This is a genomic window from Alkalimarinus alittae (assembly GCF_026016465.1).
Classification (GTDB): Bacteria; Pseudomonadota; Gammaproteobacteria; order Pseudomonadales; family Oleiphilaceae; genus Alkalimarinus; species Alkalimarinus alittae.
The window spans coordinates 1,591,146-1,614,785 of the sequence record NZ_CP100390.1 but is presented as its reverse complement, the minus strand read 5'-3'; the positions used below and the strand labels follow the sequence as shown (position 1 = coordinate 1,614,785).

Below are 23,640 nucleotides of genomic sequence, written 5' to 3'. Positions count from 1 at the left end.
ACCTTATTGTTTATATAATTTAGTTAGCAGTGAGACTACCAGAATTCCAATTAGTTCAACACCATGAAGCAAGTTCTCTGTTCTCATTTTGCATTAACTCAAGCACATTCGCCTCAAGAATTCGATAACCAACATTACCGTACAGTTTTTGCCTACCACCATTTAAAGAATATGTTGGACTGCCTTCAATATTTAGACTTTCTTTAAGCTCCATATCTCGACACAATGCAGCGATAGCCGCTCCATTGTTAAGTCGCTCATCAACCGCCTCTACAGGAATACTTAACCTCTTCGCAATCTCAAACAGTACATCATGTTTCGATACATCTTTAACCTCTACAAAAAAGGCCAAACGAACATGCCAAACAAACGCTTCACACAGTGTACGCCCATCATAAGCCTCAACATGCTGAGAGCTAATAACGCCTTCTTCTTCAAGTAACTGAACCGCTTTTATAAAACAATGAGTCGATGCAGATGACTTTGGCCGAGAAGTCTTCCAAACAGCCTTGTTAATCTCAACATGCGGGAAGGACTCACACACATCCACGACATGGTCAGAAAACCCATCAAAGCCTCCCCTATCTTTCCAACCCTCACCGATACGATGTTCCGTACACCCAAACGTTGGTGTAAAGTGATGTTTGATATCAACACCGTCACCAAACTGAGTACGGAGCTCATCGAGCTTAACTTGTGCCACATAAGCCCAGACACACAACACATCTGAGTAGTGAGAAATCAATACTGGTTTACTCATCTTAATGCCCGTGTTTATGAACCGTGAAAGTGATTTTTAATATCTTCAAACGAGGCGCTAATTAGATGAACATTTTTATACCCCATATTCCTCAACGATTTAGCAGAAAGAGCAGCCCTTCCTCCCGTACCGCAATGAAGTAAAATGCAACGATCAGGGTCATCACACAGCTCAGGCATTTTCATCTCTAAAACTCCACGAGGTATGTTGATAAAGCCTTCAACCGAATCAAGGCTGTGCTCAGCCGGTTCTCGTACGTCAATTAACAGCGGTTTTTCACACTGCCCAACCAACTTCAATGACTCGACAACTGTTAAACAGTGCTCACCCATTTTTGCCTCTGCCACAATATCTGATAGCTGTTTTATCATAATTTACCCTCTTATTAATATCTATATAACTATACAGATATCATAGCTGATACCCAATGAAAAGCCTTTCCTATAAGCATGGCATAAAAATAAGAATTTAATACACGTCACAGCTAAATAAGCACGGCTAAGTCCTTGAGAAATAGCATTCATGACGCTATCATACGCCTTCTTTAGTGCCCCGATGGCACAGCTGGATAGCGCGGCCCCCTCCTAAGGGGCAGGTCACAGGTTCGACTCCTGTTCGGGGCACCATTTTCTTCTTTATTTTCAGTTTAATTACGTGTTGCTGTTCAACATGGCCGATCACGTAAATCTGAACGTCCTCCTCCCCTATTTGCATATATAGACCAATATTAAACGTTGATTTCTTATGCATTCAGGCTTTAAAAGTATCACCTTTATCTCAACATTCGCTTTTAGGGCGGACACATAGGTCTGCCCCTACATTTTTCGATATTCACAGGATTGGGGCAGGTCTCGCATTTTGCACAAGAATCCCCCCCACATAGTAAATCTGTCGAGCCTCAAAATAGAATATTTATAATTGCTATTTATCTAATAATAGGGCTATTATAGGACTGTCCATCCATACAGTGTTATATTAAATATGAACGTTACGCCTTTATGCATTTTACACTCTACATTTAAGTCAACTAATGAGGTGCTATCTGTACTGAGTCGTCGTCTTGCGTGCGGTTTTCCGTCTCCTGCGGATGATTATTCTGAAAGTATACCTAGCCTTAACGAACTGCTTATCAAGCATCCTGCTGCGACTATTCTAGCCAAAGCCGAAGGTGATTCTATGATTGAAAGAGGTATCCTTGATGGCTCTCTCTTAATTATTGATCGTTCCATTCGACCTGAAGATGACAGCACGATTGTTGCGTCCATCGCAGGTGAGTTGACCGTTAAGGTTTTAGATTTAAAGAATAAAATTTTAAGACCCGCCAACCCCAAGCACCCACCGATTCCCTTACCTGAGGATATTGATGTTATGTGTGAAGGCGTGGTGACGTACTGTATTTCACCTCAAAAGAATTTTGCTTTTTCATGCTAGCACTTGTCGACTGCAACGCCTGTTATGCGAGTTGCGAACAAATATTTAGGCCTGATTTGAGAGGCAAGCCGATTGTTGTGTTATCCAATAATGATGGCTGCATTGTTACGCGTAATGCTCAAGCAAAAGCATTAGGGGTTCCGGGGCTGGTTCCCTACTTTAAAATTAAGCCTTTACTAGAGCATCATCAGGTTCATATTTTTAGCAGTAACTACGAATTATACGGCGATATTTCGGCACGGTTAATGGGCTTGTTGGCGACGCTGGGTGACCGCATTGAAATATACAGTATTGACGAGGCTTTTCTTGAGCTTAACGGGTTTAGTGATGTTATTAGCCATGGTCAACTAATTAAGAAGCTTGCATGGCAACATCAACGGATGCCTGTATGTGTTGGTATCGCTGAAACAAAAACATTGGCAAAATTGGCTAATCACATTGCAAAAAAATCAAACAAACTAAATGGTGTCTGCCGAGTCTCCAATCTTCATAAATGGGAAAACGTCTTTAAAAAAATAGCCGTAGATAAGGTCTGGGGAGTTGGCTCTAGACTCGCCAAAAGGCTTAACCTGTTTAAAATATACTCTGTTCATGACCTTAAAAGACAACCCCCAAAACGCATTAGGAAAGAATTTGGCGTTACATTAGAGCGAACCGTACTCGAATTAAATGAGGTGCCGTGTTTCGATTTAGAAACCCAACCACAACCCAAAAAAGAAGTGTTTTGCAGTCGGTCTTTTTCTAAGAAAATAACATCTAAACAAGCGATAAAAGAAAGTGTCGCACATTACGCCAATAGAGCGGCTGAGAAATTACGGCAGCAAAACGGGCTCACTAAAAGAATCTATGTGACCATTCAAACATCTCGTTATTCAGACCACCCCTACAGCAACAGTGTTACTCTTCCACTGCCTTACCCGACTAACGACAGCCGAATAATTATTAGTACCGCGACGGAAGCATCAGATTCATTATTTCGTGAGGGTTATGGATATGCGCGAGCAGGTGTTGGTTTACTTGAGCTAACCAATAGTAAGTATTATCAAAATGACTTCTTTCAGAGTGATTCTGAACGATCTGTAAAGCTGATGACGATGATCGACCAAATGAATAAACGGTATGGCCATGGCAGTGTATTTTTTGCAAGACAAGGAATAAAAAGGGGGTGGTCAATGGCGCGTAGCTTTAAATCTCCGGCTTACACAACCCGAATATCAGATTTACCTGTGGTTAAAATATAAGCGTAATATCTCGATAGAGAAACAACACCTTAAACAAAGAGTCTTTAATTAAACCCTTAGAATTAGGCATCAAAAGGGTGAAACCGCAAACAAGGGCAAACTTGTAGCCTGCCCTATCGGAAGGTGTTTAGTGCCCGTATACAAGCATGTCAGCCTGAATTACAAAGTCGGTAAAGTACACTTCACCTATACTAGGCCTGCTGCCAAATTGCACATGCGGCATGTCGATATCCATTCTTAAATCAACATTAGTAACCGCTAAACCGGCACTGCCCGTTAAGTTACTATTACCTGCTGAGAGGTCTGCCGACACACTTGCAAAGCCAAAGCTACCCACTGAATCTGAACCACGAGTATTATGGATTTTTAGATCTCTGAGTTTTAAACCTGCAAAATTAAATAACACAATTAGGTCGCCGTTATCCCAGTTCATATCTAGGTCGTCTACCCGAAAAAAGGCATCAACTTCAACTTTTGAATCTGAAACTGACAAGTTGCCGTTGGCAGTATCTGAGTAAGTATTGGTTCCATTTCTAATAACGATATCTGCAGGCCCGAGACGCCCTTGCATGTTGATATCTGAGAACATGAGTGAACCGCGTGCGGTTGCTGTGCCTGGGCTATAAGTGCTTTGTGCATATTCAACTGAGCCAACGGTCAACTCAAAGTCGGTGGCTGTTTTGTAAGCATCTAGATTCTGGCTTGCAGTATTTGACGCCAGTACACCGGGGTCTGTTGCATCTACATGTATAACCAAGTCACCATCATTGAACGTTTTACCGAACAATCCGCCACCTTGATCATATTTTGCGACAGCATCTGCCACATCTGCATCAGCAGTACTCACTAAACCTTGATCTGCCCACTCAGCCATACGGGAAAAGCCATGACCCAATGTTTCATTGTTACCAGACACATCGACTGTCATTAAAATGTTGTCTAACGCAGTTCCACCGATCCCCCCCAAGAACATATCTCTGACGAGTAAATAGCCGCCATCTTGATAGGCTATTTCGCCAATATTAACCTTGGCTTCCAACTCGATAGAAATCCCTGCCTGCCCCGTTACACCACCCATTGTTTCGTCATCTAGTGTTTTCATTTGCGAGAACGAGGGTTGTGCGGTTAACAGCGCGACTGCAGCTCCTAGATAGACTGTTCGGCGTTTCATGATAGTTTCCCTGTGGACATAATTTTTATTAGTATATTTTTCACTTTAGGATACTGCTTACTGCACGACAAAACTGAGAACTGCGTCACCCCTACTTACATTTATTAACATTACAAACACAGTAGTTCTACTCGCATCATGACTGAAAGTTCAACACTATTTATTTTACTTAAATGTCGGCACAACCATACAAATAATGGCCTACCTTTTGCTTTATCTATCATCAGTAATCGATATAGACAGTATGGAGGCCAAAAATATGTCACTTATCAGCAACGAGATTGCATACCAAATACCCCAAGACCTCTCACGTTCAACGCTGTTGAATCCTGAGAAAAGCGAGGTAAATAGCACCCCGGCCAACGATATCCTACCGGCTGACGCGGTTAATTTAAGATTGAGTGAAGGGTTTCAATCAGCGCCTAAGAAAATATCAGTCAATGAATATAAGGATGCAGTGGGGAAAGATACTGCCTTTATAAAAGAAACACTTAGGAACAAACTTGCCGAAGTTGGGATGAACCCCGAGATGAGGTTGGAAATATCCCGCGATCTATTTGGGAATTTTCAAGCTAAAGGAAACGGTATTCCTAGCGCTATGGAGCAAGTTAATAAAGACCTCACAAATAACAAAGCATTCCATGAAGCATTTAATAGGTTAAGTACAGACCAACCAACACTAAATTATGTCGATAATGTCGTTAAAGTGGCTAATGCCTACGGCGTACATAACAATGTATTTTCAAGCCTTGTTAGTGCGACACCCGATAACAATGGGCTTTCTGATATCGCCCATCGCTATGATGCACTTAAATCTAACGTAGTCAGCATGCAAAAGCCTGACGACCAGATTCAAGAGACACAAGAAGATGAGCAGTTTCGATTTATTCTTAATGGTTAACGCGCCTCGTTAACCATTAAACACTTTATGTTCTAAAAGGCTCTGGGTCACCTTTACCCTCTCGCACAATGTGAGGAACATCATCGGTTAATTTCACCACAGTCGTTGGCTCAAAACCACAGAAACCGCCATCAATCACTAGGTCAACCTCATGCTCGAGCATACTTCTAATCTCGTATGGGTCAGTCATAGGCGTGTCGTCACCCGGCAGTATCAACGTCGTGCTCATCAGTGGCGCATTAAGCTCTTCTAATAACGCTAAGGCAATATTGTTTTCTGGCACTCTCATGCCAATCTCACGCCTTTTGGGGTGCATCAACCGTCTAGGCACCTCTGCACTCGCAGGCAGTATAAATGTATAAGCCCCTGGCGTATTATTTTTCAATAAACGATAACAACTGTTATTTACCTTGGCGTAAACGCCAAGCTCTGATAAATCACGACAAACCAACGTAAAGTTATGCTTATCATCAAGACGACGAATACGCTTAATTCTATCCACTGCATTCTTATCACCAATATAACAACCTAGCGCATAAGCTGAATCGGTAGGGTAAGCAATAACACCGCCAGACCTAACAATATCAACCGCCTGAACAATCAGTCGGTGCTGCGGATTGTCTGGGTGTATTTGAAAAAACTGACTCATAAGTTATCCCCCTTTGAGCCACCCATGCAATTGGGTGACGCAGGTACACCTTCGTTTTTTGTGTTCCATTCATCTTCGGTATAAAGATGAAGTGCCAGCGCATGAATGCCATTTTTCATCGCATCTTCCAACGCTTTATATATTTTTTGATGCCTAGCCACTTTTCTTACATCATTAAAGTCAGGGCTGACCAAAACCACTTTAAAGTGGGTCTCTGAATTCGGTGGCACACTATGCATATGGCTTTCATTCAGCACATCTAAATGTTTTACATCAAATGATGCAGCTAACGTTTCTTCTATCTGTTTTTGCACATGCATTATTCAAGGCCTTGAAATTAAGATCAGAATGTTGATATGAGTTAATTCTACTATCACTACAACCATTTAGCATTAGAATATGAATCAAATATGATAGTAACGCCCTTACTATTTAACCCCAACGCCTACAAATTCTGGCATGGCGTTCGAGTAAATTCTGGTATAGTGGGTCTATCGGATTCAACTTTAGTGTAACCTCTTATTCATGCAGTTAATCATAGCAGAAAAATCTAGTTTAGGCCGAGCTATAGTCCAAGCATTACCTCTTCCCCACTCGGCGCAGCAGGGTTATATCCAATGCGGGCAAGATATCACTGTTACTTGGTGTTCAGGGCATTTACTCGAGCCTTGTAGTCCAGAGGCATACCTACCTCAGTACGCAAAATGGAACCTCTATGATCTGCCTATTGCACCAGCAAAATGGAAGCTAACGCCTCGCAGCGAAACAATGAACCATTTGAGGATTATCGGCTCACTGATAGAGCGTTCGCACGAAATCATTCATGCAGGGGATCCTGATCGGGAGGGACAACTCATAGTTGACGAGGTGCTGCATTATTTTAACGTTGAAGTCCCTGTGCGACGTTTGCTAATTAATGATCTCACTCCAACAGCCATTGCAGCGTCCCTTAATCAACTAACATCCAATACTGAGTATCAAAACTTATCGCGCTCCGCACAATGCAGACAACAAGCAGACTGGCTATATGGCATTAATCTGACAAGAGCTCTTACGCTGGTGGCGCGGGATAAAGGCAAAGAAGGCGTGTTTTCAGTAGGACGAGTACAAACACCGGTGCTCGGCCTGATCGCTAAACGAGATGCCGAAATAGAACACTTTAAGCCTACTCGTTACTATTCAATAGTGGCTAACTTTGAGACGTTGAACACTAAAAGCCCCCTCCCCGTTATCGACACTCTATGGCAAACACCGCCATCCAGAGAAATGCATTGCGATGAACAAGGCCGGCTACTGAATCGAAAAATAGCAGAACGCGTTGTTCGGTCTGTATCAGTGAACGAAATCATTGGCACCGTCATTAAAGTGACAGACAAACAGCTAAGTGAGCCATCGCCATTGCCTTTCTCCTTGTCGACGCTGCAAATTGAAGCGGCTAAGCGCTTTGGGTATAGTCCGCAATATGTGCTAGACGGATGCTTAATGCTGTTTGATAAGTACAAGCTGATCACCTACCCTAAATCTGACTGTCGATACCTACCCGATAATCAGTTTAATCATCGTGCAGACTTACTCAACACACTGATTCTCAATGCCCCCTTGCTGACGAACGCCGTTCATGGTTGTAATCTAACCATTAAGTCTCATGCATGGAATGACCAGAAAACAGGGCCTCACCATGCGATCATCCCTACCGCACAGACCCTCGATATTGCGACATTACAAACGCGAGAGCAGGCGCTTTATACACTTATCTGCCGCCGCTATATCGCTCAATTTTACCCTAGTCTGATTACAGACGAATCGATCTTCGACATTTCGATAGATAAAGAACGATTCCAAGGAAAGCAAACAACAGTCCGCCATAAAGGGTGGAAAGCCATTGATGAACCAGATCAACATGATGATGGCGGCATTGCTTCTGCAGCTCACGCAACAGCGGGAAATTCACTTCGCGAGGGGGAGCAAGTCTACTGCCGAACCGTTAAAATCATGACTCACGAAACACCGCCGCCTGAACATTTTGACGATGCCAGTCTGTTATCTGCAATGACAAGTATTGCACATTATGTCGAAGACCCTTACATCAAAAAAACGTTAAGAGCGTCAGACGGTTTGGGTACAGAAGCCACTCGCGCAGCAATTATAGAGGCCCTTTATCGGCGAGATTACATTGCCAAAAATGGTCGCCGCATTGTATCAACGGAAAAAGGAAGGGATTTAATCTACAACCTTCCTACTAATTGTATAACGCCAGACATGACAGCTATCTGGGAAGCCGCTCTCGATACTATAAGCTCTGGCAGCACCAAACCGAAAGATTTTATAACGCGCATTACCGATGAGATAAGTCACCTTATCGAGACATTAACAGGTATTCCTGTCAAAAAGGCCAACGGTTCTCAGCAGGCTATCGCGCCCCCCCCCTCCTGCCCTAAATGCCAGTCTGAAATGGTCGAAAGAACCGGTAAGTACGGAAAATTCTGGGCCTGCAGTCAATTCCCTAACTGTAAGGCGTCATTACCCTGGAAGCTCAACACCACTAAAAAAGCCAAAGCCGTCAAGATGGGAGACTCTCCCCCAATACCTTGCCCTAACTGCCATGCGCCACTAATTCGGCGTACCGGAACGCGAGGCGAATTTTGGGGCTGTAGCAACTACCCTTCATGCCGCAAAACGTTTAAAGACATTGAGGGTAAGCCACTAATTCATATTAACCCAAGACCCTAATAAATTTTAAACGTATTGGTTTATAATTTTTACAAATAATTCTGACAGATATAAATAATTTCTTTCATTAAATTAAGCAACTTACTGTAACGAACTAGAACAACTTAACTAATGACGCCAGTGTTTTTCTCTGGCAGAATCAGTCATTAATAGCAAAAATATAATAATAGCGGTGCTGCCTTTAAAGATCCCGCAGCCTACTCAAATAGCCATTGATGGCATCAGGGGACATGCGATGAAAATTGGACTACTTGAAGACGAAGTAGAACAAGCTCGAAATTTAAGTGATGCATTAATAGAAAAAGGGCATGCTTGTGAATTTTTTCACACTGGTCAGTCCTTTCTATATGCCGTCACGCACAATAGTTATGACCTCCTTATTATGGATTGGCAGTTGCCAGACATGGAGGGAACAGACGCATTAAAAGATGTACGCAAAGAATTAAACTGGAAAATCCCAGTAATCTTTCTCACCCAGAGAGATAGCGAAGAAGATATTATCACGGCATTGGACGCAGGCGCAGACGACTATTTAGTTAAGCCTGCCCGGATTGGAGAGTTAGCGGCACGAATACACGCACTGTCTCGCCGAACATCGAGTGACGAAGACGGCAAGAGCGAAACATTTACCCTAGGCCCTTTTGATGTAGATATACATGCGCGAACGATACAGTGTAAAGGTGAGCTCGTCCCAATGACCGATAAAGATTTTGATTTGGCTGTATTTATGTTCCAGAACGTAGGACGATTACTGTCAAGAAACTTTTTGTTAGAGCGAGTATGGGGCGTATCAAGCGATTTGAACACCCGTACCGTCGATACCCACGTCAGTCGATTACGTCGAAAACTAGGCATCAAGCCTGAAAATGGGTTTCGCATAAAAACAATTTATCAACATGGCTACAGACTCGAAACCGTTGCCGAATAACCGTCAAAACGGCAGCGAAAAAAGCTAAGATATTCGCAGTACTTATAGGGATGTTATATCTGCACTTAATAGATGCCACCCCACGGTGCGAGGTTTATTAGAAGGCAAATGCGTTCTAATGTTGTTATGAAATTATCACTTTATTTAAAATGGTTCGTTTTCTTTGCGCTGACGTGTCTGCTCACAGGAAACCTTAATGCCCAAATACAACCTGCTGGCACTCAAGCCTCGCTTGTAGAATGGCATTACACCATTAGACCTAAAGATAATATCTGGACACTAGGTGAAGCGTTTCTTAATAGCGCTCACAACTGGGAAGATATTATTCGTCATAACAAAATCAATGACCCCAAAACACTCACATCTGGTACCGTTTTAAAAATCCCTGTCGACTGGTTAAAACATCAACCAGAGCCTGCTATCGCGGCTTCTGTGACGGGCAACACAATGGTAAGGCGGCATTTAGAAAGTCACTTTAGCCACCTCTCTAAAAACAGCGAACTACGCGTCGGCGACGAGATTAATACCTACGACGGCTCTGTTTTGATTCGCTTTGCAGATAGCTCAATTCTGCGATTAGCCCCCAACTCTCAGCTTGTGTTCAACCGGCTAACCCGCTACGGAAAAACCGGTATGGCCGACACTCGGCTTAGGCTGCAAAAAGGGCGACTCTCTACGCATGTTACGCCTCTTAATGGCCGTGGCTCACGTTATGAAATCAACACCCCATCAGCAGTTGCCGCCGTTCGCGGTACCGCCTTTAGACTATTAGTAAACGACCAAAGCACTCAGTTAGAAGTAACAGAAGGTACTGTTCTATTTAGTAACAACGCTCGATCTCTTGAGCTAGATATGGGGCAAGGTACGATTTTAAATTCAGGGACTTCACGTGCAACCATCATCGACCTACCTAAAGCGCTCAAGCCCAGATCGGTTATATCCAACACTCAGCAACTTCCTGTGACATTTAGCTGGCGCAAACAACCCAACATCACCACTTACTACTACCAGTTATTCAAAGACTCGGATCAAGGTGAACTGTTAGATAGCAGCTTTCTTGCGACCCCCGAAATCACCTTAAACCATTTAACTAACGGCACCTATCTTGTTGCTATGCGCGCGGTCGACAGCCAAGGGTTTAATGGTATTGACCATCATGTCAGTCTGGTCATCGGTATGATCGCTAAACCTGCTACCCTACTAGGCCCTGCTAATAACCTGTTTATTGATAATGACTTACCCGAGTTTACATGGCAATACAACAGTAAAAATGAGCTATCGCAGCTTGAAATAGCAAAAGACTTTGCGTTTACCGAGCTTATAAGTACATCTGAGTTTGCACCTGACAATACGGCCATCCCAACCCATGAATTGCTCCCGGGTGAATACTATTGGAGAGTGAAAACATTAGCAGGCGGAGAAAGCATTGCCTATAGCGATATCAGGCGCTTGAAAATCAGAGGTATGATGCCCCCTGCAACAATCATCAGCGTCAATTACATCGATAACCAAGCAAAAATATTTTGGAACACCGTCCCCCAAGCGGAGCATTATATATTACAGCTAGCAGAGGATTTAGAGTTTAAAAAAATCCTACACGAAAACACACTCGAAAAATCCAATGTTAGCATCAAGCTAACCAAGAATAAGCGTTATTTTGCACGCGTAAAAGCCGTCGGTAACGAGCTTTTCAAGTCAGAATTTAGCACCGGGAAAGAACTAATAATAAAATAATCAAGGCGCACCTTCTGGCCTTTGCGGACTCTGCTTTTAATGACTCGAGACAATACGCTAACCTTTCGTTCTTTTGAACAATATGTACTCGCCCTCACCCTTGTGGTGCTCAGTGGCCTACTTATTTACACTCAGCTTCCTGAGCGCCTTAACCTTATCGTTTACGACTTTGCTATTCGACTATCGCCACAAACTGCGGAGCAAAATACCGCAATAATCGCCGTCGATGAAAAAAGTCTTGACGCGCTAGGGCAATGGCCTTGGAGACGCTCGAACCACGCTAAACTGATTGACCAACTATCCAATGCCAACACAAAAGCCATTGCGTTCGATATTATTTTTGCAGAGCCCGACCTAAACCACCCTGAAGACGACGCCGCCTTTGCTAGCGCTATTGAGCGAAATGGCAACGTATTCCTGCCTTTACATATTCACCCCAGAAGCAATGAAACCACCCTTTCTGAAGTCATACCTATACCCGAGCTCACCGCAGCTGCGAAGAATTTAGGGCATATACATGTGGAGCTCGATATAGATGGAATCGCCAGAGGGTTTTATTTAAAAGAGGGGCTAGGCGAAGCCTACTGGCCCAGTATGTCGCTAGCACTAGCAGAGTCAACCCATCCAGATATTGCATTAAGCCTTGAGCAAACGAGCAGCGATAAAGAAGAGGTAGCAGCCTTCGTTAATGTACGAGAAGGCTATACCATGATTCCATTTGCGGGGTCTGCCGGTACATTCCCGACATTTTCATATATCGACGTTTTAAACGGCGATGTTCCTGCTAACCAATTAGACGGAAAAGTTATACTCATAGGCGCCACAGCTGCAGGTTTAAGTGATGTATTACCGACGCCAGTTTCCGGTTTAGCGTCCCCTATGCCAGGTGTAGAAATCCACGCCAACGCGTATTCAGCCCTTGTGCAACAAGCCACCATTCAACCGTTACAGCTAAAATGGATTTACTTGCTCACTTTCGCTTTTGTGCTGATACCGGTGCTGGTGCTTCCTCGCTTATCACCAGAGCAAGCGCTTCCCGCAACCCTAATACTTATCTCGGCTGTTTTTCTATTCAGTTTAGCGGTGCTATTTTTTGACCAACATTGGTACCCACCCGCATCGGCTATTATTGGGTTAATTACGGCCTACCCATTATGGAGTTGGCAGCGTCTGTCACAGCTGAATAAGTTTCTAAATAACGAGCTTGAGCGACTTCATCATGAACCTGCGTTAACAGTACGAAACCTAGCCCAAAGACCTGTTAAGCAGCTTATGTCTGGCCTAACAGCCATGCTTAAGCCGGATGCATACTTACTATTAAATGAAGATACTGTTATCGATAGCTTGCACAGAAAAAAGTTAACTCGCCCGAAAAGACTTACCCCCTACCGCTGGTATCACAAAGAACATTGCAGTTGGATAGCATTTAGTCGTGAACATAAGACATACGAGATCGGACTTTATTGGGATGACCTGCAAGAGATCGAGAAAAAAAGAACGTTTTTGGAGCGTTTAAAAATAAATAACATCGCAAGAAATCGTGCAAGTGCATTCAAACGCTATGAAAAAATTGCCTCGCGCATTGCTCAAGTCCGATTAGCCATAGACTCCATGGGCGATATGAGACGCTTTATTTCTGATGGCTTTGAGAATATGCCGAATGGCGTCATCGTAACCGACTCTCTTGGCATCGTGCTGTTTATCAATAGCCATATCGAGCAATGGCTGAACTTGCCTAAACAGTCTGTCGAAGGGCAGCCCATTTTGAACGTACTCCAGCTGTCGCAATCAACAAATCGGCCTAATTCCTCTACCGATTATCGTCAGCAAGACCCAGACTGGGAAACCATTATCCATAAAGTGCTGATCAACGGAGATTCAAACATCGCGGAACTGACGCTAGGTGAACGAGACCTGATGTTTCATTTTGTGCCGTCTTCGGCATCTGCACCAGGGGATGCAGGCATGATTATCAACTTATCAGATGTGACCTCAATCAAACAGCAACAACGCGAACGAAATCAACTCGTCAGCTTTCTATCACACGATGTCAGATCTCCGTTAGTGTCCCAACTAGCGATGCTAGACGGGTTGAAAACGGGAAGAATGAAACAAGAACACGACACCTTCGACAAATTAGGTCATCACGCCCACCGAAGCCTGCACCTTGCAGAACAGTTTTTGCAATTAAACCGCGCAGAACAAGTCAACGACTCTCAGTTTTATGAATGTGATTTACTCACCATCATAGAAAACAGTGTCGATAGTATTGCTCAACAAGCGACTAAGAAACACATCGAAGTCACCATCGTTGATACAGATGAGCTTTGGATTAATGGTAATGCTGAGCTGATCGAACGAGTAGTGATTAATTTACTATCTAATTCAATCAAATATAGCGACCCTGATACATCGATCAAGCTCTCACTTAAAGCCGCAGATAATAGAGCAATACTGTCTATTGAAGATCATGGTTTCGGCATTGAAAAAGATGAATTACCATATATTTTTGACCGTTTTAGGCGCCAAAAAACCTCTGAAAGCAGTGGCCCAAAAGGCGCGGGACTAGGGCTAAATTTTGTTAGTATCGTTATTGAGAAACACCACGGTTCTGTCGAAGTCGAAAGCGAACTAGGCAAAGGTACCACCTTCACCCTTAAACTGCCTATTGAGCAGGGGCTATAGAAAGTTACTTAAAACGCGAACCAGTGGCTACCTGAAGGCTGAAATTTTACCTAAACCTCGTTACACTGCGCAGCATATTCAATTAATCCTACTTATAACAACATGAGTCTGAAATATATGTCCAAATATCACGTATACGGCATCGGTAACGCCTTGGTTGATAAAGAATTCGAAGTTGAAGACAGCTTTTTACAGTCTACCAACATAGAAAAAGGGTTGATGACGCTGGTTGAGCAAGAGCGTCTACTAGAAATTTTAGAAAAACTTAACACTACATTTGGCCTTAAAAAACGCGCCAGCGGTGGGTCTGCAGCCAACACAATTATTGCTGTGAGCTATTTTGGTGGTAAGACTTATTACTCATGCAATGTGGCAAATGATGAAACCGGTGATTTTTACGTCAATGACCTCAAAGCAGCAGGCGTCGATACCAATTTAGGGGATGATCGAGAAGACGGCGTAACCGGAAGGTGCCTTGTCATGGTGACGCCTGACGCTGAGCGCACCATGAACACTTATTTAGGTATTACAGCTAACCTATCATCAAAGCACCTAGATGAAGAAGCGATCAAATCATCTGAGTACTTATACATTGAAGGCTATTTGGTATCGTCTGATACAGCTAGACCTGCGGCCATCGAAGCAAAGAAAATCGCTGAAGCTAACGGCGTTAAAACAGCCTTTACCTTCTCAGACCCTGCAATGGTTCAGTTCTTTAAAGATGGCTTAGTTGAGATGATTGGCGATGGCGTTGATCTATTATTCTGTAACGAAGCAGAAGCACTTAGCTACAGTGATACCGACAACATCGCTGATGCAGCTAAGGAGCTCAAAAAGATAGCAAAATGTTTTGTGATCACGCGTAGTAGTAAAGGCGCCATCGTATTTGACGGTGACAATCAGCTAACTATCGCGCCCAATGCAATTACTGCAGTCGACTCTAACGGAGCGGGTGATATGTTCGCCGGTGCGTTTTTGTACGCTATTACCCATGGTTACAGCTATCAACAAGCTGGAGACCTTGCGAGTTTAGCATCTGCTGAAGTGGTATCTAACTTCGGCCCTCGTTTGGAGCCTGTGCATCATGCGCAAATTAAGCAGAAGATATTAGGTTAAGGTTCATTAGTGATCATCCAGAAACACTGACATTGTGCCTTCCTGTCATTCCCGCATTCGCGAGGATGACAGTCGTTTTTGGATGATCACTAAACCAGAGGGAAATGCGTAGCTTACCAACTATGTCTTGTTACCCAAGGTAATATGCTTAGGACCTGAAAGGCTTTCCTGCCCACTGACCCCAGTATTGATATGTTCAATTTCACCACCAGACTGAAGAAACGCAGCGGTTTGCTCCTCAATCGATTGAGAAGTTTCAGTCGCCGCTGACGGCTTCTTTTTTGTCGTTGTTTTAGGTTTAGCAGTCATAATTAAATTTCGATATGGCAAATGATTTTTCATTGTACATGAAATGGCCTAACTTTATTCGTGAAGTTCCATAATTAAATTATTGTTAACATATCATGATAAGGTAAATTAGGCTTTTCAGGCGGAAAGTAAATACATTCCCCCTCATTTCGATTTACACTATCGACAATACTCGTTAGCAGTATCAACAAACCAGATTAACAGAACAGAGATATAGATTATGAGTCGCTTCTGGAGTGCGAAAGTAAACGAACTAACGCCTTATGTGCCAGGTGAACAGCCCAAGGTGTCTAACCTGATTAAGCTCAACACCAATGAAAACCCATACGGGCCATCGCCAAAGGTACTAGAAGCCTTAAAAGCGGAAGCAGCCGATACTTTACGTCTTTATCCAGACCCGAACGCCGAGCAGCTAAAGCAAGCATTGGCTGACTACTATAACGTTAGCCCAAGGCATGTATTTGTGGGTAACGGCTCTGACGAAGTGCTGGCCCACACATTTCAAGGGTTACTCAAACAAGATAAGCCACTGATATTTCCTGATATTAGTTATAGTTTTTACCCGGTTTACTGTGGTTTATATGATATTAAATACACAAACCAACTGTTGACTGAATCGTTTGAGATCGATCTAAGCCAGTACCCTACAGAGAACGGAGGCATTATTTTTCCAAACCCGAATGCTCCAACGGGTCGCGTTTTGCCGTTAAGTGAGATTGAGTCGTTACTGAAAAGAAATACTGAAACGGTGGTCGTTATAGATGAAGCCTATATCGACTTTGGCGGTGAGAGCGCCATTTCACTGGTAGAAAATTATCCTAATTTATTAGTTGTGCAAACACTTTCAAAATCACGCTCACTAGCAGGATTAAGAGTGGGTTTCGCGATTGGTCATCCTGCGCTAATTGACGGACTTGAGCGAGTCAAGAATAGTTTTAACTCTTATCCACTCGATCGCTTTGCCATTAGCGGTGCCGTCGCAGCGATTAAAGATCAACCTTACTTTGAGCAAACCTGTAACGCGATCATTGAAAGCCGTAATGCCTTGGTTGAACAACTTAAAGGGCTTAATTTTGATGTACTACCCTCTGCGACTAATTTTGTGTTTGCAAGGCATGCGACACATGACGCAGGTGAACTAGCCGTTAAGCTAAGAGAAAAATCTATTATTGTTAGGCATTTTAAACAAGAGAGAATACAGCACTACTTACGCATTACCATTGGTACAAATGAGGAATGCCAAGCACTGGTGGATGCCATAAAAGACATCCTCGCTTAAACGGTCTGAATAACCACTCATCTTATCGAGGGTTATTCATTTCATTGAAATAGATGAGTTTTTAAAAAAGCTCATCCTCTTCTTCTTCCGGCCAAGCTGTCACTAGGCTAAGTGCAAGCACTTCAACACTCACAATACCGCCTGCTTCTGATAGCTCTAACAGCGTACCTTGCTCCGTTAGATCATCACTATTTAACGACATGGCAACATAAACTCTATGGCTCTGGTCAGTTGTATCACCACCATAAATAGCGGTCCTCTCCATGCCAAACTCTTCAAACTTCAACCATGTATCGCCAAACTTCTCAATTATTTGATCTAACGTCATCGTATTCACCTAACTCACTATTAAATTACGCCTTATAATACAGCAGATAGCGCCTTTCAGATAAGCCTATTCTATATTTATAATCTTACGATCTTCTCCGTAGATAAACCGCGCAGTGCGATAACTCGGCGTATTCGCCACTTGTTCTAACCGGGTTAACGAGTAAAAAGGAATATCAATCATCAGCATGTTAACGAGCCAGTCAGGAATGTGACCGCCCGGCTCTGTATGCTGAACCCAAATAACGTTGGTTTCAGTTGGCGTAATTGGAGAGAGGTAATATCGAATCGTCATCTTTTCAAGCCTAACATTATCTGTCTTGGGGATATGCCCCGTAACCGCATCTAGAATAATCTTAATCTCACCGGTATCAGCATCATCAATAGTCACTACTCGGTTTACGTAATCTCGATCATCCGCCGGCCAAGGTAAATCATTTATTCCATACTGAAAGGCTGTATTGAATGTCTCTCCCTCTAACGTTCTCGCGTTCACACACCCCCTAACCCAGTCTGCACAAGTACTTTCATCTTTCATGACTTTCAGGATACTGCTCACAGAGGCAGACATGACGGTTTTACCCATAAACGCTTTAATATCTGAACCTTCAACATCCTTAAAATATACTTGAATGTTATCTTGGTCTTTCTGAAGTTCCCAGGTGGGGTCATTGGGATCCAACATAGCGTCTGCGTTGACACTTGAGTAACTTCCTAGCGAAAGCATTGCCACAACAAACAAAGAAGAAAAAATACGTACCCGTGCCATGACCAAAACCCTTTTACTATAATATGAAAAGCCATTTAAAACGCTGTGAATGACTCACTATAACGATGGGCACAATTTAACATACCCTGACAAGATATTGACGACACAGAAGACTGTAATGTTAACTGAATCCCGTATTCTTATGCTATCTAGCGGGGTAATTGGGTAAACTATTATCTAAACTCACAATAACCGCCTATGCTATTCATGTTACAAAAAGTTAACAGCACCTTACCAAGAGCCTATAGATGTCGATAAACCACGATCAACTGATTGATATGGTCGATAAAATCCCGACCTTTCAAGAGAGTGTGCACCGAATACTCGCACTTACTACAAGCCCAGACTGCTCAGCTAAAGACCTAGTGCAAGTCATTGAGCACGACCCTATCCTCACCATAAAAGTACTCAAACTCGTCAATTCTGCTTACTTTGGTTTATCTCAAGAAGTCACCTCAGTTAATCACTCTGTGGTTTATGTGGGCATCAATACGATTAAGAATGTAGCCATTAGTGTTGCCACAACAGGCGCACTCCCTAAAACCAATAAAGCTGGCTTGAATATGAACCACTTTTGGTCGCACTCTTTAGCAGTCGGCGTCATAGCAAAGCTTTTAGCAGAAAATAAAGGCGTTAAGAAAAACGAACAAGCGAATTACTTTGTCGGGGGCCTTCTACACGATATTGGTAAGGTTCTATTTGCTCATTTTATTCCCACCGACTACCAACATGTCCTTCAAAAGGCAGAAGCAGACGGCATACCCTTGCATCAAGCTGAAAAAGAACTATTGGGCTTCGATCATAGTGAGATTGGCGCTATGGTTGCCGAGAAATGGCAATTACCATCAGAGTTAATAAGCAGTATAAGAAATCATCATTTAACCGAAGAAAAAGACCAAAGCTCATTATCATTAGCCATCTATGCAGCCAATCAAGCGGCTCATTATTTAGCGTTAATGACTCAAGCCTTGTTAGATGAGAACGATACTGAGAAAACCCTTCTAAAGGCTGCAATCATTGATAATGACCTACCTCAATCGGTTAAAGACTGGTTAGGATGGCCTCTAGCGGAGGTCAGTAAGTGGCTATCAAATTTAGATGAAGAAATCGATAAAGCCTTAGCGTTTATAGATTTAAGTGATGGAGAGTAAATGATGATTATTAACCTTCGTGGTGTTAGAGGGTCTATACCGGTACCGGGTAAAGACACCGTTAAATACGGCGGCAACACCACCTGTATTGAGATCACCACAGACGAAGGCGATACAATAATCATTGATGGCGGTAGTGGTATTCGTCAGTTGGGCAACGAGTTAATGCAACAACTGCCCGTTAACTGCTCCATCTTTATCACCCATACACACTGGGATCATATTCAAGGGCTTCCATTCTTTATTCCGCTATTTGTACCCGGCAATAATATTGATATATACGGGTCTTTTGACCCTGTGTATATGAAGGATCTTAAAACTATTTTGGCCCAGCAAATGGAGTACTGTTACTTCCCTGTTAGGGAAAGCGAACTCAACGCGAATATACGCTATAACAACCTTAAAGAAGGCGAAGCCATACGCATTGGCTCCGCAACTGTAACCCCTATATTGATTAACCATCCGGTACTTAATTTTGGCTATAAAATTGAATCGAATGGTAAGCGTTTCTTTTTTACAGGTGACTACGAGCCTCCTCTCAATATTTATCAACCAGAGGATGAAGAGTACAGCGAGTATCAACGCTTAATTAATCAACAAAAACAAATTTTGACTGACTTTATTCAGGGTGTTGATGTGGTCGTAGCCGATTGCCAATATACACGCGAAGAATATCCAAGCAAAAAAGGTTGGGGGCATGGTACTCACGACGGCTGCATTGAAATAGCGAGGGACGCAAACGTTGGCGCGCTATACTTTACCCATCATGACCCGATGCGAACAGATCAACAATTAGATGAAATATATCGAGACGTCATGGCTCGAGGCGACCTTCCACCCACAAGATTTTATACTGCTATGGAAGGTTTAAAAATCGAGCTATAAGTGATTAAGAACACAACTAACAGAGCTTAAGCTCGTTAAAACAAAAAAGAGGTATATATGATTACCGTTTACGGCTACCCCAAAACACGCACTAATCGTGTGACCTGGATGTTAGAAGAGCTAGGGGTCGACTATAAATATCACTTCGTTGATTTAATGAAAGGAGAAGGTCTCTCAAAATCATATCGAGCAATAAACCCTTCAGGTAAAGTTCCTTCACTTGCTGACGACGATTTAATACTGACTGAGTCTGCTGCAATTTTGACCTATTTGGGCGACAAATACGGTGCCGCCCCATTGTTACCAAAACCCGGCAGCGCGTTACGTGGCACTCATGATCAATGGCTTTGCTTTGCCATTTCTGAACTTGAGCAGCCCTTATGGACAATAGGTAAACACAAATTTGCCTTACCGAAAGAACGTCGTGTTGTGGAGGTATTTGAAACCGCTGCATGGGAGTTTCAAAAAGCATTAGCATTATTAAGCGCGGGGCTAGGCAACAAAGATTATATTTTAGGCGCTGATTTTAGCGCTGCAGACATATTAATCGGCCATACATTATTCTGGGGTATGAGCTTCAAGCAGCCCATTGAGCAAGAGAATCTAGTGGCTTATATTAACCGTTTAAAAAACAGGCCTGCCAGACTTTCCGCCATTGAAAAAGAAGAACAGGCCGCCACGAGCCAATAGCACAACTATTTGATCCCCCCCGCTAGCGCATCATTCTAAGACTGGAGGGGGTTCAAGGTTGATCTCTAGACTAAATAAACAGCGAAAGCCCGACGGCCACCACAATAAAAAGAGTAAAGAGCTGCATCAACACTCGCCACAATAGCGGCGCATGCTTTAACTCCATAAAAACATCAATAATTTGATAATTCTTAATCAAAACAGTCAATAGCACTAATGATATCAATAAGTTTTGTGAAATTTCTAAGGTACCCAACCCAGCAGATATAAGTGTTAAGACAATCAACAATACCCAGGTACTGGTTAATTTACGGCTAGTTAACTGCATCATGCTCTCCTTTACTTAATCACATATATCAACGGAAATAGAATCACCCACACCATATCGACCATATGCCAATATGACGCGCCTGTTTCTATGCCGGTAATATCTTCATCATACCCGCCTTTCTTTGCTTTATTAGCTACTACAACGAGGATCACAATCCCCATCAATACATGCATAAAGTGGAAAAACGTAATAAAGAAGTAAAGGGTATAAAATGTGTTAGTTCTCAAGTTATAGCCCAGCGCCATTAAGCTTTGGTATTCCATGAACTTGGTAACAACATAGATGGCAGCAACCGCTATACCCATCCATATCCACTGAGCCGATTTGGCTAACTGCCCTTCAGCCGCTAAAAAAACAGCCTTTGCCACAAAGAAACTACTCGTGATCAGCGACAATGTATTAATAAGCCCCATCATCGGATGAAGCGTCGCCTGCCCTTCTGCAAACATCTCAAGGTTCATAGACTTCGAAACCGAGAAAGAAATAAATAGCGCTGCAAATACAGTCAATTCAGCTAGAATAAAAATCCATATAGCTAAATCCCCAGGTAAGCGTTTTTGCATCACAGTAGAATTATTCAAAGCACTTTCCTCTTTTAACTTATCAATGTGGCTCAATAGTTATTGAGTCAAATTCACATATAGTCGCGGCAGTTCATTAGGCAGCTGCTGCGGATCTTTTATGACGACAAATGCATTATTACCAAAAATATAAGGCAAATACTCATCCGCCTCGTCATCAATAGTGACACAAAATGGCTGTAAGCCAATACGTTTAGCCTCAATGATCGCCATGCGGGTATCTTCTATGCCATAACGCCCTTCATAACAGTCAAGGTCATTAGGTTTACCGTCCGTCAAAATAAGCAGTACGCGCTGATGACTTTTCTCTGCCGACAATACTTTTGTAGCCTGCCGTATAGCGGCACCCATCCGAGTATAATAGCCGGGTTTGAGCGCTTGAATACGCCCTCTTACAATATCCCCGTATCGCTCGTTGAAGTTTTTAATCATGTTAAACCTTACGTGATCTCTTCTGCGTGAAGAAAAACCGTAAAGCGCAAAGCGATCCCCTGTTGAAGATAACGCTTCTGAAAACAACTGCAAGCTATCATGTATAACATCAATAACCCGCTGCTCATTATTAATATACGTATCCGTAGAAAGCGATAAATCTGCCAACATCAAACAGGATAGATCCCTGACCTGGGCAGAAAAAGAACGGTATAAACGCGGATCACCACTCACCTGCCCTTGGCTGCGCATACTGCAGAAGTCCTGCCATGCATCCATATCAATTTCTTCACCGTCAACTTGGCGATTCAACCAACTTCTAACCGGCTTTAGGTTACTAAACTGACGGCGTAACTTAACCGCACTAGCGCTAAGGTGCGTAGGTAATTCTGAGGGTTTTGCATCATCTGCGATTACAGGCAACAGACAGCAATGATTATCATAATAACGATTTTTACGATAATCCCACTCAGGCAATAAAATACCGTCGCCCAATATCAAGTCATCGCCTTCCGCTGAGGGCAAATCTAAATCAAACTTAATGCTAGAAGATGCTGCTTTACGATCCCGAGATAAACTCAGCACATCTAAGTCATCAGCAACGCTCTCTGCGTCATCTTCTTTTGAATCATCACCCGCCCGGTCAACCGGTACAAATTCTGACCACGAAAATAAATTCTCAAGCCGAAAAGCCATTAACCCGCTGTTTTTATCATACGAATCCTGCCGTTCAGCTTTCTTTCGCTTACTCTTTCGTTTGCCTGATTTACTACCCGAGCTATCAGCATCAGGATCATCAGCAATCATAGCCTCTGCCCCTGCACTGGCAGCACCCGACGGGTATAGCCATAAATAGACAGGCATGGGGGCATATTTAGCCGGTGGTAGTACTGTCTCGCTGCCAGGGTCTAAAATCGCACGCTGTATCGCTCGTTCTTGAACGGCATACACTTCTTCCATTTGCTCGGGGTTTGGTCTAATACGCACGAAGGCTTTCGCCAATTCATGATAGATAGTGTGAAGGCCGTAGAATTTTGCTAATACGGTAGCCGTCAGCCGTTGGTTATCAATAAACCAACGTTCAAAGTCATTATTTTGTTGTGACGCTAATGCGCTCAACCATATATATAGTTTACGGTTAAGTTCTTTATCGGGAAACAGCGCTAATCGTTCTGGTAGTCTCAGCGTTTCGCCATCTTTCCAGGCTAACTCCACCTGATTTCGCGAGCTGGCCACTTTTTGCAAGAATGATCGTCGTGTGTAGTAGTCTCGAGGGGTCGCCGCTTCAATTCTAAGCCCAGGATCTCCTCCTAATGCTCGAAAAAGAATACTTAGCGTCAACTGCTGCTCTTTTAAATAGACCGCTGCATCTGGAAAATCTGTACGGGCTTTTCGAGTAATGTACTCATGCCACTTAATACCTACATACTCTTCCATTTACATTTCCTGAAGAATTTCATCAATAAGATAATGCGAAAAATAGAGCATCGCATCAATATGCGTAATTTGTCATTTTTACGCCAAAATATCCTTGATGTAA

At 43.0% G+C, this 23,640-nt stretch carries 23 protein-coding genes and 1 tRNA gene; 13 read left to right on the top strand and 11 right to left on the bottom strand.

Annotated features, from left to right (window positions below; genetic code table 11):
- Nucleotides 1-55 precede the first annotated feature (55 nt).
- Together NKI27_RS07320 and NKI27_RS07315 are read right to left on the bottom strand one after the other, a co-directional pair.
- On the bottom strand, nt 56-760 hold the full coding sequence (locus NKI27_RS07320) for a DsbA family oxidoreductase (protein ID WP_265049017.1): 705 nt from the start codon (nt 758-760) through the stop codon (nt 56-58).
- A gap of 14 nt (nt 761-774) precedes the next feature.
- The gene (locus NKI27_RS07315) at nt 775-1,131 is read right to left on the bottom strand and encodes a rhodanese-like domain-containing protein (protein ID WP_265049016.1); all 357 of its coding nucleotides are present in this window, start codon (nt 1,129-1,131) and stop codon (nt 775-777) included.
- Between the two features lie 178 nt (nt 1,132-1,309).
- Between NKI27_RS07315 and NKI27_RS07310 the strand changes: the two genes are divergently transcribed.
- The 3 genes from NKI27_RS07310 to NKI27_RS07300 all read left to right on the top strand — a co-directional run bounded on the left by NKI27_RS07310 (nt 1,310) and on the right by NKI27_RS07300 (nt 3,432).
- Nucleotides 1,310-1,386: transfer RNA gene (locus tag NKI27_RS07310), tRNA-Arg, on the top strand.
- 355 nt (nt 1,387-1,741) lie between these two features.
- Nucleotides 1,742-2,191, top strand: coding sequence for a LexA family protein (locus NKI27_RS07305; RefSeq protein ID WP_265049015.1), 450 nt, complete (start codon nt 1,742-1,744; stop codon nt 2,189-2,191).
- On the top strand, nt 2,185-3,432 hold the full coding sequence (locus NKI27_RS07300; protein ID WP_265049014.1) for a Y-family DNA polymerase: 1,248 nt from the start codon (nt 2,185-2,187) through the stop codon (nt 3,430-3,432). Before NKI27_RS07305 ends, NKI27_RS07300 begins: the two co-directional genes overlap by 7 nt.
- 127 nt (nt 3,433-3,559) lie before the next feature.
- Here NKI27_RS07300 and NKI27_RS07295 read toward each other — a convergent pair whose 3' ends face one another.
- Entirely contained in the window at nt 3,560-4,603 is a 1,044-nt protein-coding gene (locus NKI27_RS07295; RefSeq protein WP_265049013.1) for a DUF6160 family protein, read from the bottom strand.
- A 259-nt stretch (nt 4,604-4,862) separates the two neighbouring features.
- Here NKI27_RS07295 and NKI27_RS07290 point away from each other — a divergent pair, with 259 nt between their 5' ends.
- Entirely contained in the window at nt 4,863-5,504 is a 642-nt protein-coding gene (locus NKI27_RS07290; RefSeq protein ID WP_265049012.1) for a hypothetical protein, read from the top strand.
- Between the two features lie 25 nt (nt 5,505-5,529).
- Here NKI27_RS07290 and NKI27_RS07285 read toward each other — a convergent pair whose 3' ends face one another.
- A complete protein-coding gene (locus tag NKI27_RS07285; protein ID WP_265049011.1) occupies nt 5,530-6,153 on the bottom strand; it encodes an L-threonylcarbamoyladenylate synthase in 624 nt (207 codons plus the stop codon).
- Nucleotides 6,150-6,473, bottom strand: a complete 324-nt coding sequence (locus tag NKI27_RS07280) for a BolA family protein (RefSeq protein WP_265049010.1) — start codon at nt 6,471-6,473, stop codon at nt 6,150-6,152. Before NKI27_RS07280 ends, NKI27_RS07285 begins: the two co-directional genes overlap by 4 nt.
- A gap of 205 nt (nt 6,474-6,678) precedes the next feature.
- On the opposite strand from NKI27_RS07280, the gene NKI27_RS07275 reads away from it, so the two are divergent.
- The 5 genes from NKI27_RS07275 to NKI27_RS07255 all read left to right on the top strand — a co-directional run bounded on the left by NKI27_RS07275 (nt 6,679) and on the right by NKI27_RS07255 (nt 15,346).
- Entirely contained in the window at nt 6,679-8,883 is a 2,205-nt protein-coding gene (locus NKI27_RS07275) for a DNA topoisomerase 3 (RefSeq protein WP_265049009.1), read from the top strand.
- A 235-nt stretch (nt 8,884-9,118) separates the two neighbouring features.
- Nucleotides 9,119-9,811 carry a response regulator transcription factor gene (locus NKI27_RS07270; RefSeq protein WP_265049008.1) on the top strand — a complete coding sequence of 231 codons (693 nt, stop codon included), beginning with the start codon at nt 9,119-9,121 and terminating at the stop codon, nt 9,809-9,811.
- 126 nt (nt 9,812-9,937) lie between these two features.
- Entirely contained in the window at nt 9,938-11,545 is a 1,608-nt protein-coding gene (locus NKI27_RS07265) for a FecR family protein (protein ID WP_265049007.1), read from the top strand.
- Nucleotides 11,546-11,584: 39 nt separating this feature from the next.
- Nucleotides 11,585-14,230 carry a CHASE2 domain-containing protein gene (locus tag NKI27_RS07260; RefSeq protein ID WP_265049006.1) on the top strand — a complete coding sequence of 882 codons (2,646 nt, stop codon included), beginning with the start codon at nt 11,585-11,587 and terminating at the stop codon, nt 14,228-14,230.
- 117 nt (nt 14,231-14,347) lie between these two features.
- The gene (locus NKI27_RS07255; RefSeq protein ID WP_265049005.1) at nt 14,348-15,346 is read left to right on the top strand and encodes an adenosine kinase; all 999 of its coding nucleotides are present in this window, start codon (nt 14,348-14,350) and stop codon (nt 15,344-15,346) included.
- Nucleotides 15,347-15,466: 120 nt separating this feature from the next.
- Here the strand turns inward: NKI27_RS07255 and NKI27_RS07250 are convergent, their stop codons facing one another.
- Nucleotides 15,467-15,655 carry a hypothetical protein gene (locus NKI27_RS07250; protein ID WP_265049004.1) on the bottom strand — a complete coding sequence of 63 codons (189 nt, stop codon included), beginning with the start codon at nt 15,653-15,655 and terminating at the stop codon, nt 15,467-15,469.
- A gap of 220 nt (nt 15,656-15,875) precedes the next feature.
- On the opposite strand from NKI27_RS07250, the gene hisC reads away from it, so the two are divergent.
- Nucleotides 15,876-16,934 carry a histidinol-phosphate transaminase gene (gene hisC, locus NKI27_RS07245; RefSeq protein ID WP_265049003.1) on the top strand — a complete coding sequence of 353 codons (1,059 nt, stop codon included), beginning with the start codon at nt 15,876-15,878 and terminating at the stop codon, nt 16,932-16,934.
- 61 nt (nt 16,935-16,995) lie between these two features.
- Here hisC and NKI27_RS07240 read toward each other — a convergent pair whose 3' ends face one another.
- Both NKI27_RS07240 and NKI27_RS07235 read right to left on the bottom strand, forming a co-directional pair.
- Nucleotides 16,996-17,262 carry a hypothetical protein gene (locus NKI27_RS07240; protein WP_265049002.1) on the bottom strand — a complete coding sequence of 89 codons (267 nt, stop codon included), beginning with the start codon at nt 17,260-17,262 and terminating at the stop codon, nt 16,996-16,998.
- Nucleotides 17,263-17,328: 66 nt separating this feature from the next.
- A complete protein-coding gene (locus tag NKI27_RS07235) occupies nt 17,329-18,030 on the bottom strand; it encodes an START domain-containing protein (RefSeq protein ID WP_265049001.1) in 702 nt (233 codons plus the stop codon).
- A 248-nt stretch (nt 18,031-18,278) separates the two neighbouring features.
- Between NKI27_RS07235 and NKI27_RS07230 the strand changes: the two genes are divergently transcribed.
- From NKI27_RS07230 to NKI27_RS07220, 3 genes are read left to right on the top strand one after another with little or no spacing between them, the layout of a single operon-like run.
- Nucleotides 18,279-19,181 carry an HDOD domain-containing protein gene (locus tag NKI27_RS07230; RefSeq protein ID WP_265049000.1) on the top strand — a complete coding sequence of 301 codons (903 nt, stop codon included), beginning with the start codon at nt 18,279-18,281 and terminating at the stop codon, nt 19,179-19,181.
- The gene (locus NKI27_RS07225; RefSeq protein ID WP_265048999.1) at nt 19,182-20,066 is read left to right on the top strand and encodes an MBL fold metallo-hydrolase; all 885 of its coding nucleotides are present in this window, start codon (nt 19,182-19,184) and stop codon (nt 20,064-20,066) included.
- Nucleotides 20,067-20,123: 57 nt separating this feature from the next.
- Complete coding sequence (locus tag NKI27_RS07220) at nt 20,124-20,756, top strand: glutathione S-transferase family protein (protein WP_265048998.1); 633 nt, start codon at nt 20,124-20,126, stop codon at nt 20,754-20,756.
- 70 nt (nt 20,757-20,826) lie between these two features.
- Here the strand turns inward: NKI27_RS07220 and NKI27_RS07215 are convergent, their stop codons facing one another.
- From NKI27_RS07215 to NKI27_RS07205, 3 genes are read right to left on the bottom strand one after another with little or no spacing between them, the layout of a single operon-like run.
- Nucleotides 20,827-21,087, bottom strand: coding sequence for a cytochrome C oxidase subunit IV family protein (locus NKI27_RS07215; RefSeq protein WP_265048997.1), 261 nt, complete (start codon nt 21,085-21,087; stop codon nt 20,827-20,829).
- Nucleotides 21,088-21,095: 8 nt separating this feature from the next.
- On the bottom strand, nt 21,096-21,668 hold the full coding sequence (locus tag NKI27_RS07210; protein WP_265048996.1) for a cytochrome c oxidase subunit 3 family protein: 573 nt from the start codon (nt 21,666-21,668) through the stop codon (nt 21,096-21,098).
- A gap of 39 nt (nt 21,669-21,707) precedes the next feature.
- Entirely contained in the window at nt 21,708-23,537 is a 1,830-nt protein-coding gene (locus tag NKI27_RS07205) for a nitric oxide reductase activation protein NorD (protein WP_265048995.1), read from the bottom strand.
- Nucleotides 23,538-23,640 lie beyond the last annotated feature (103 nt).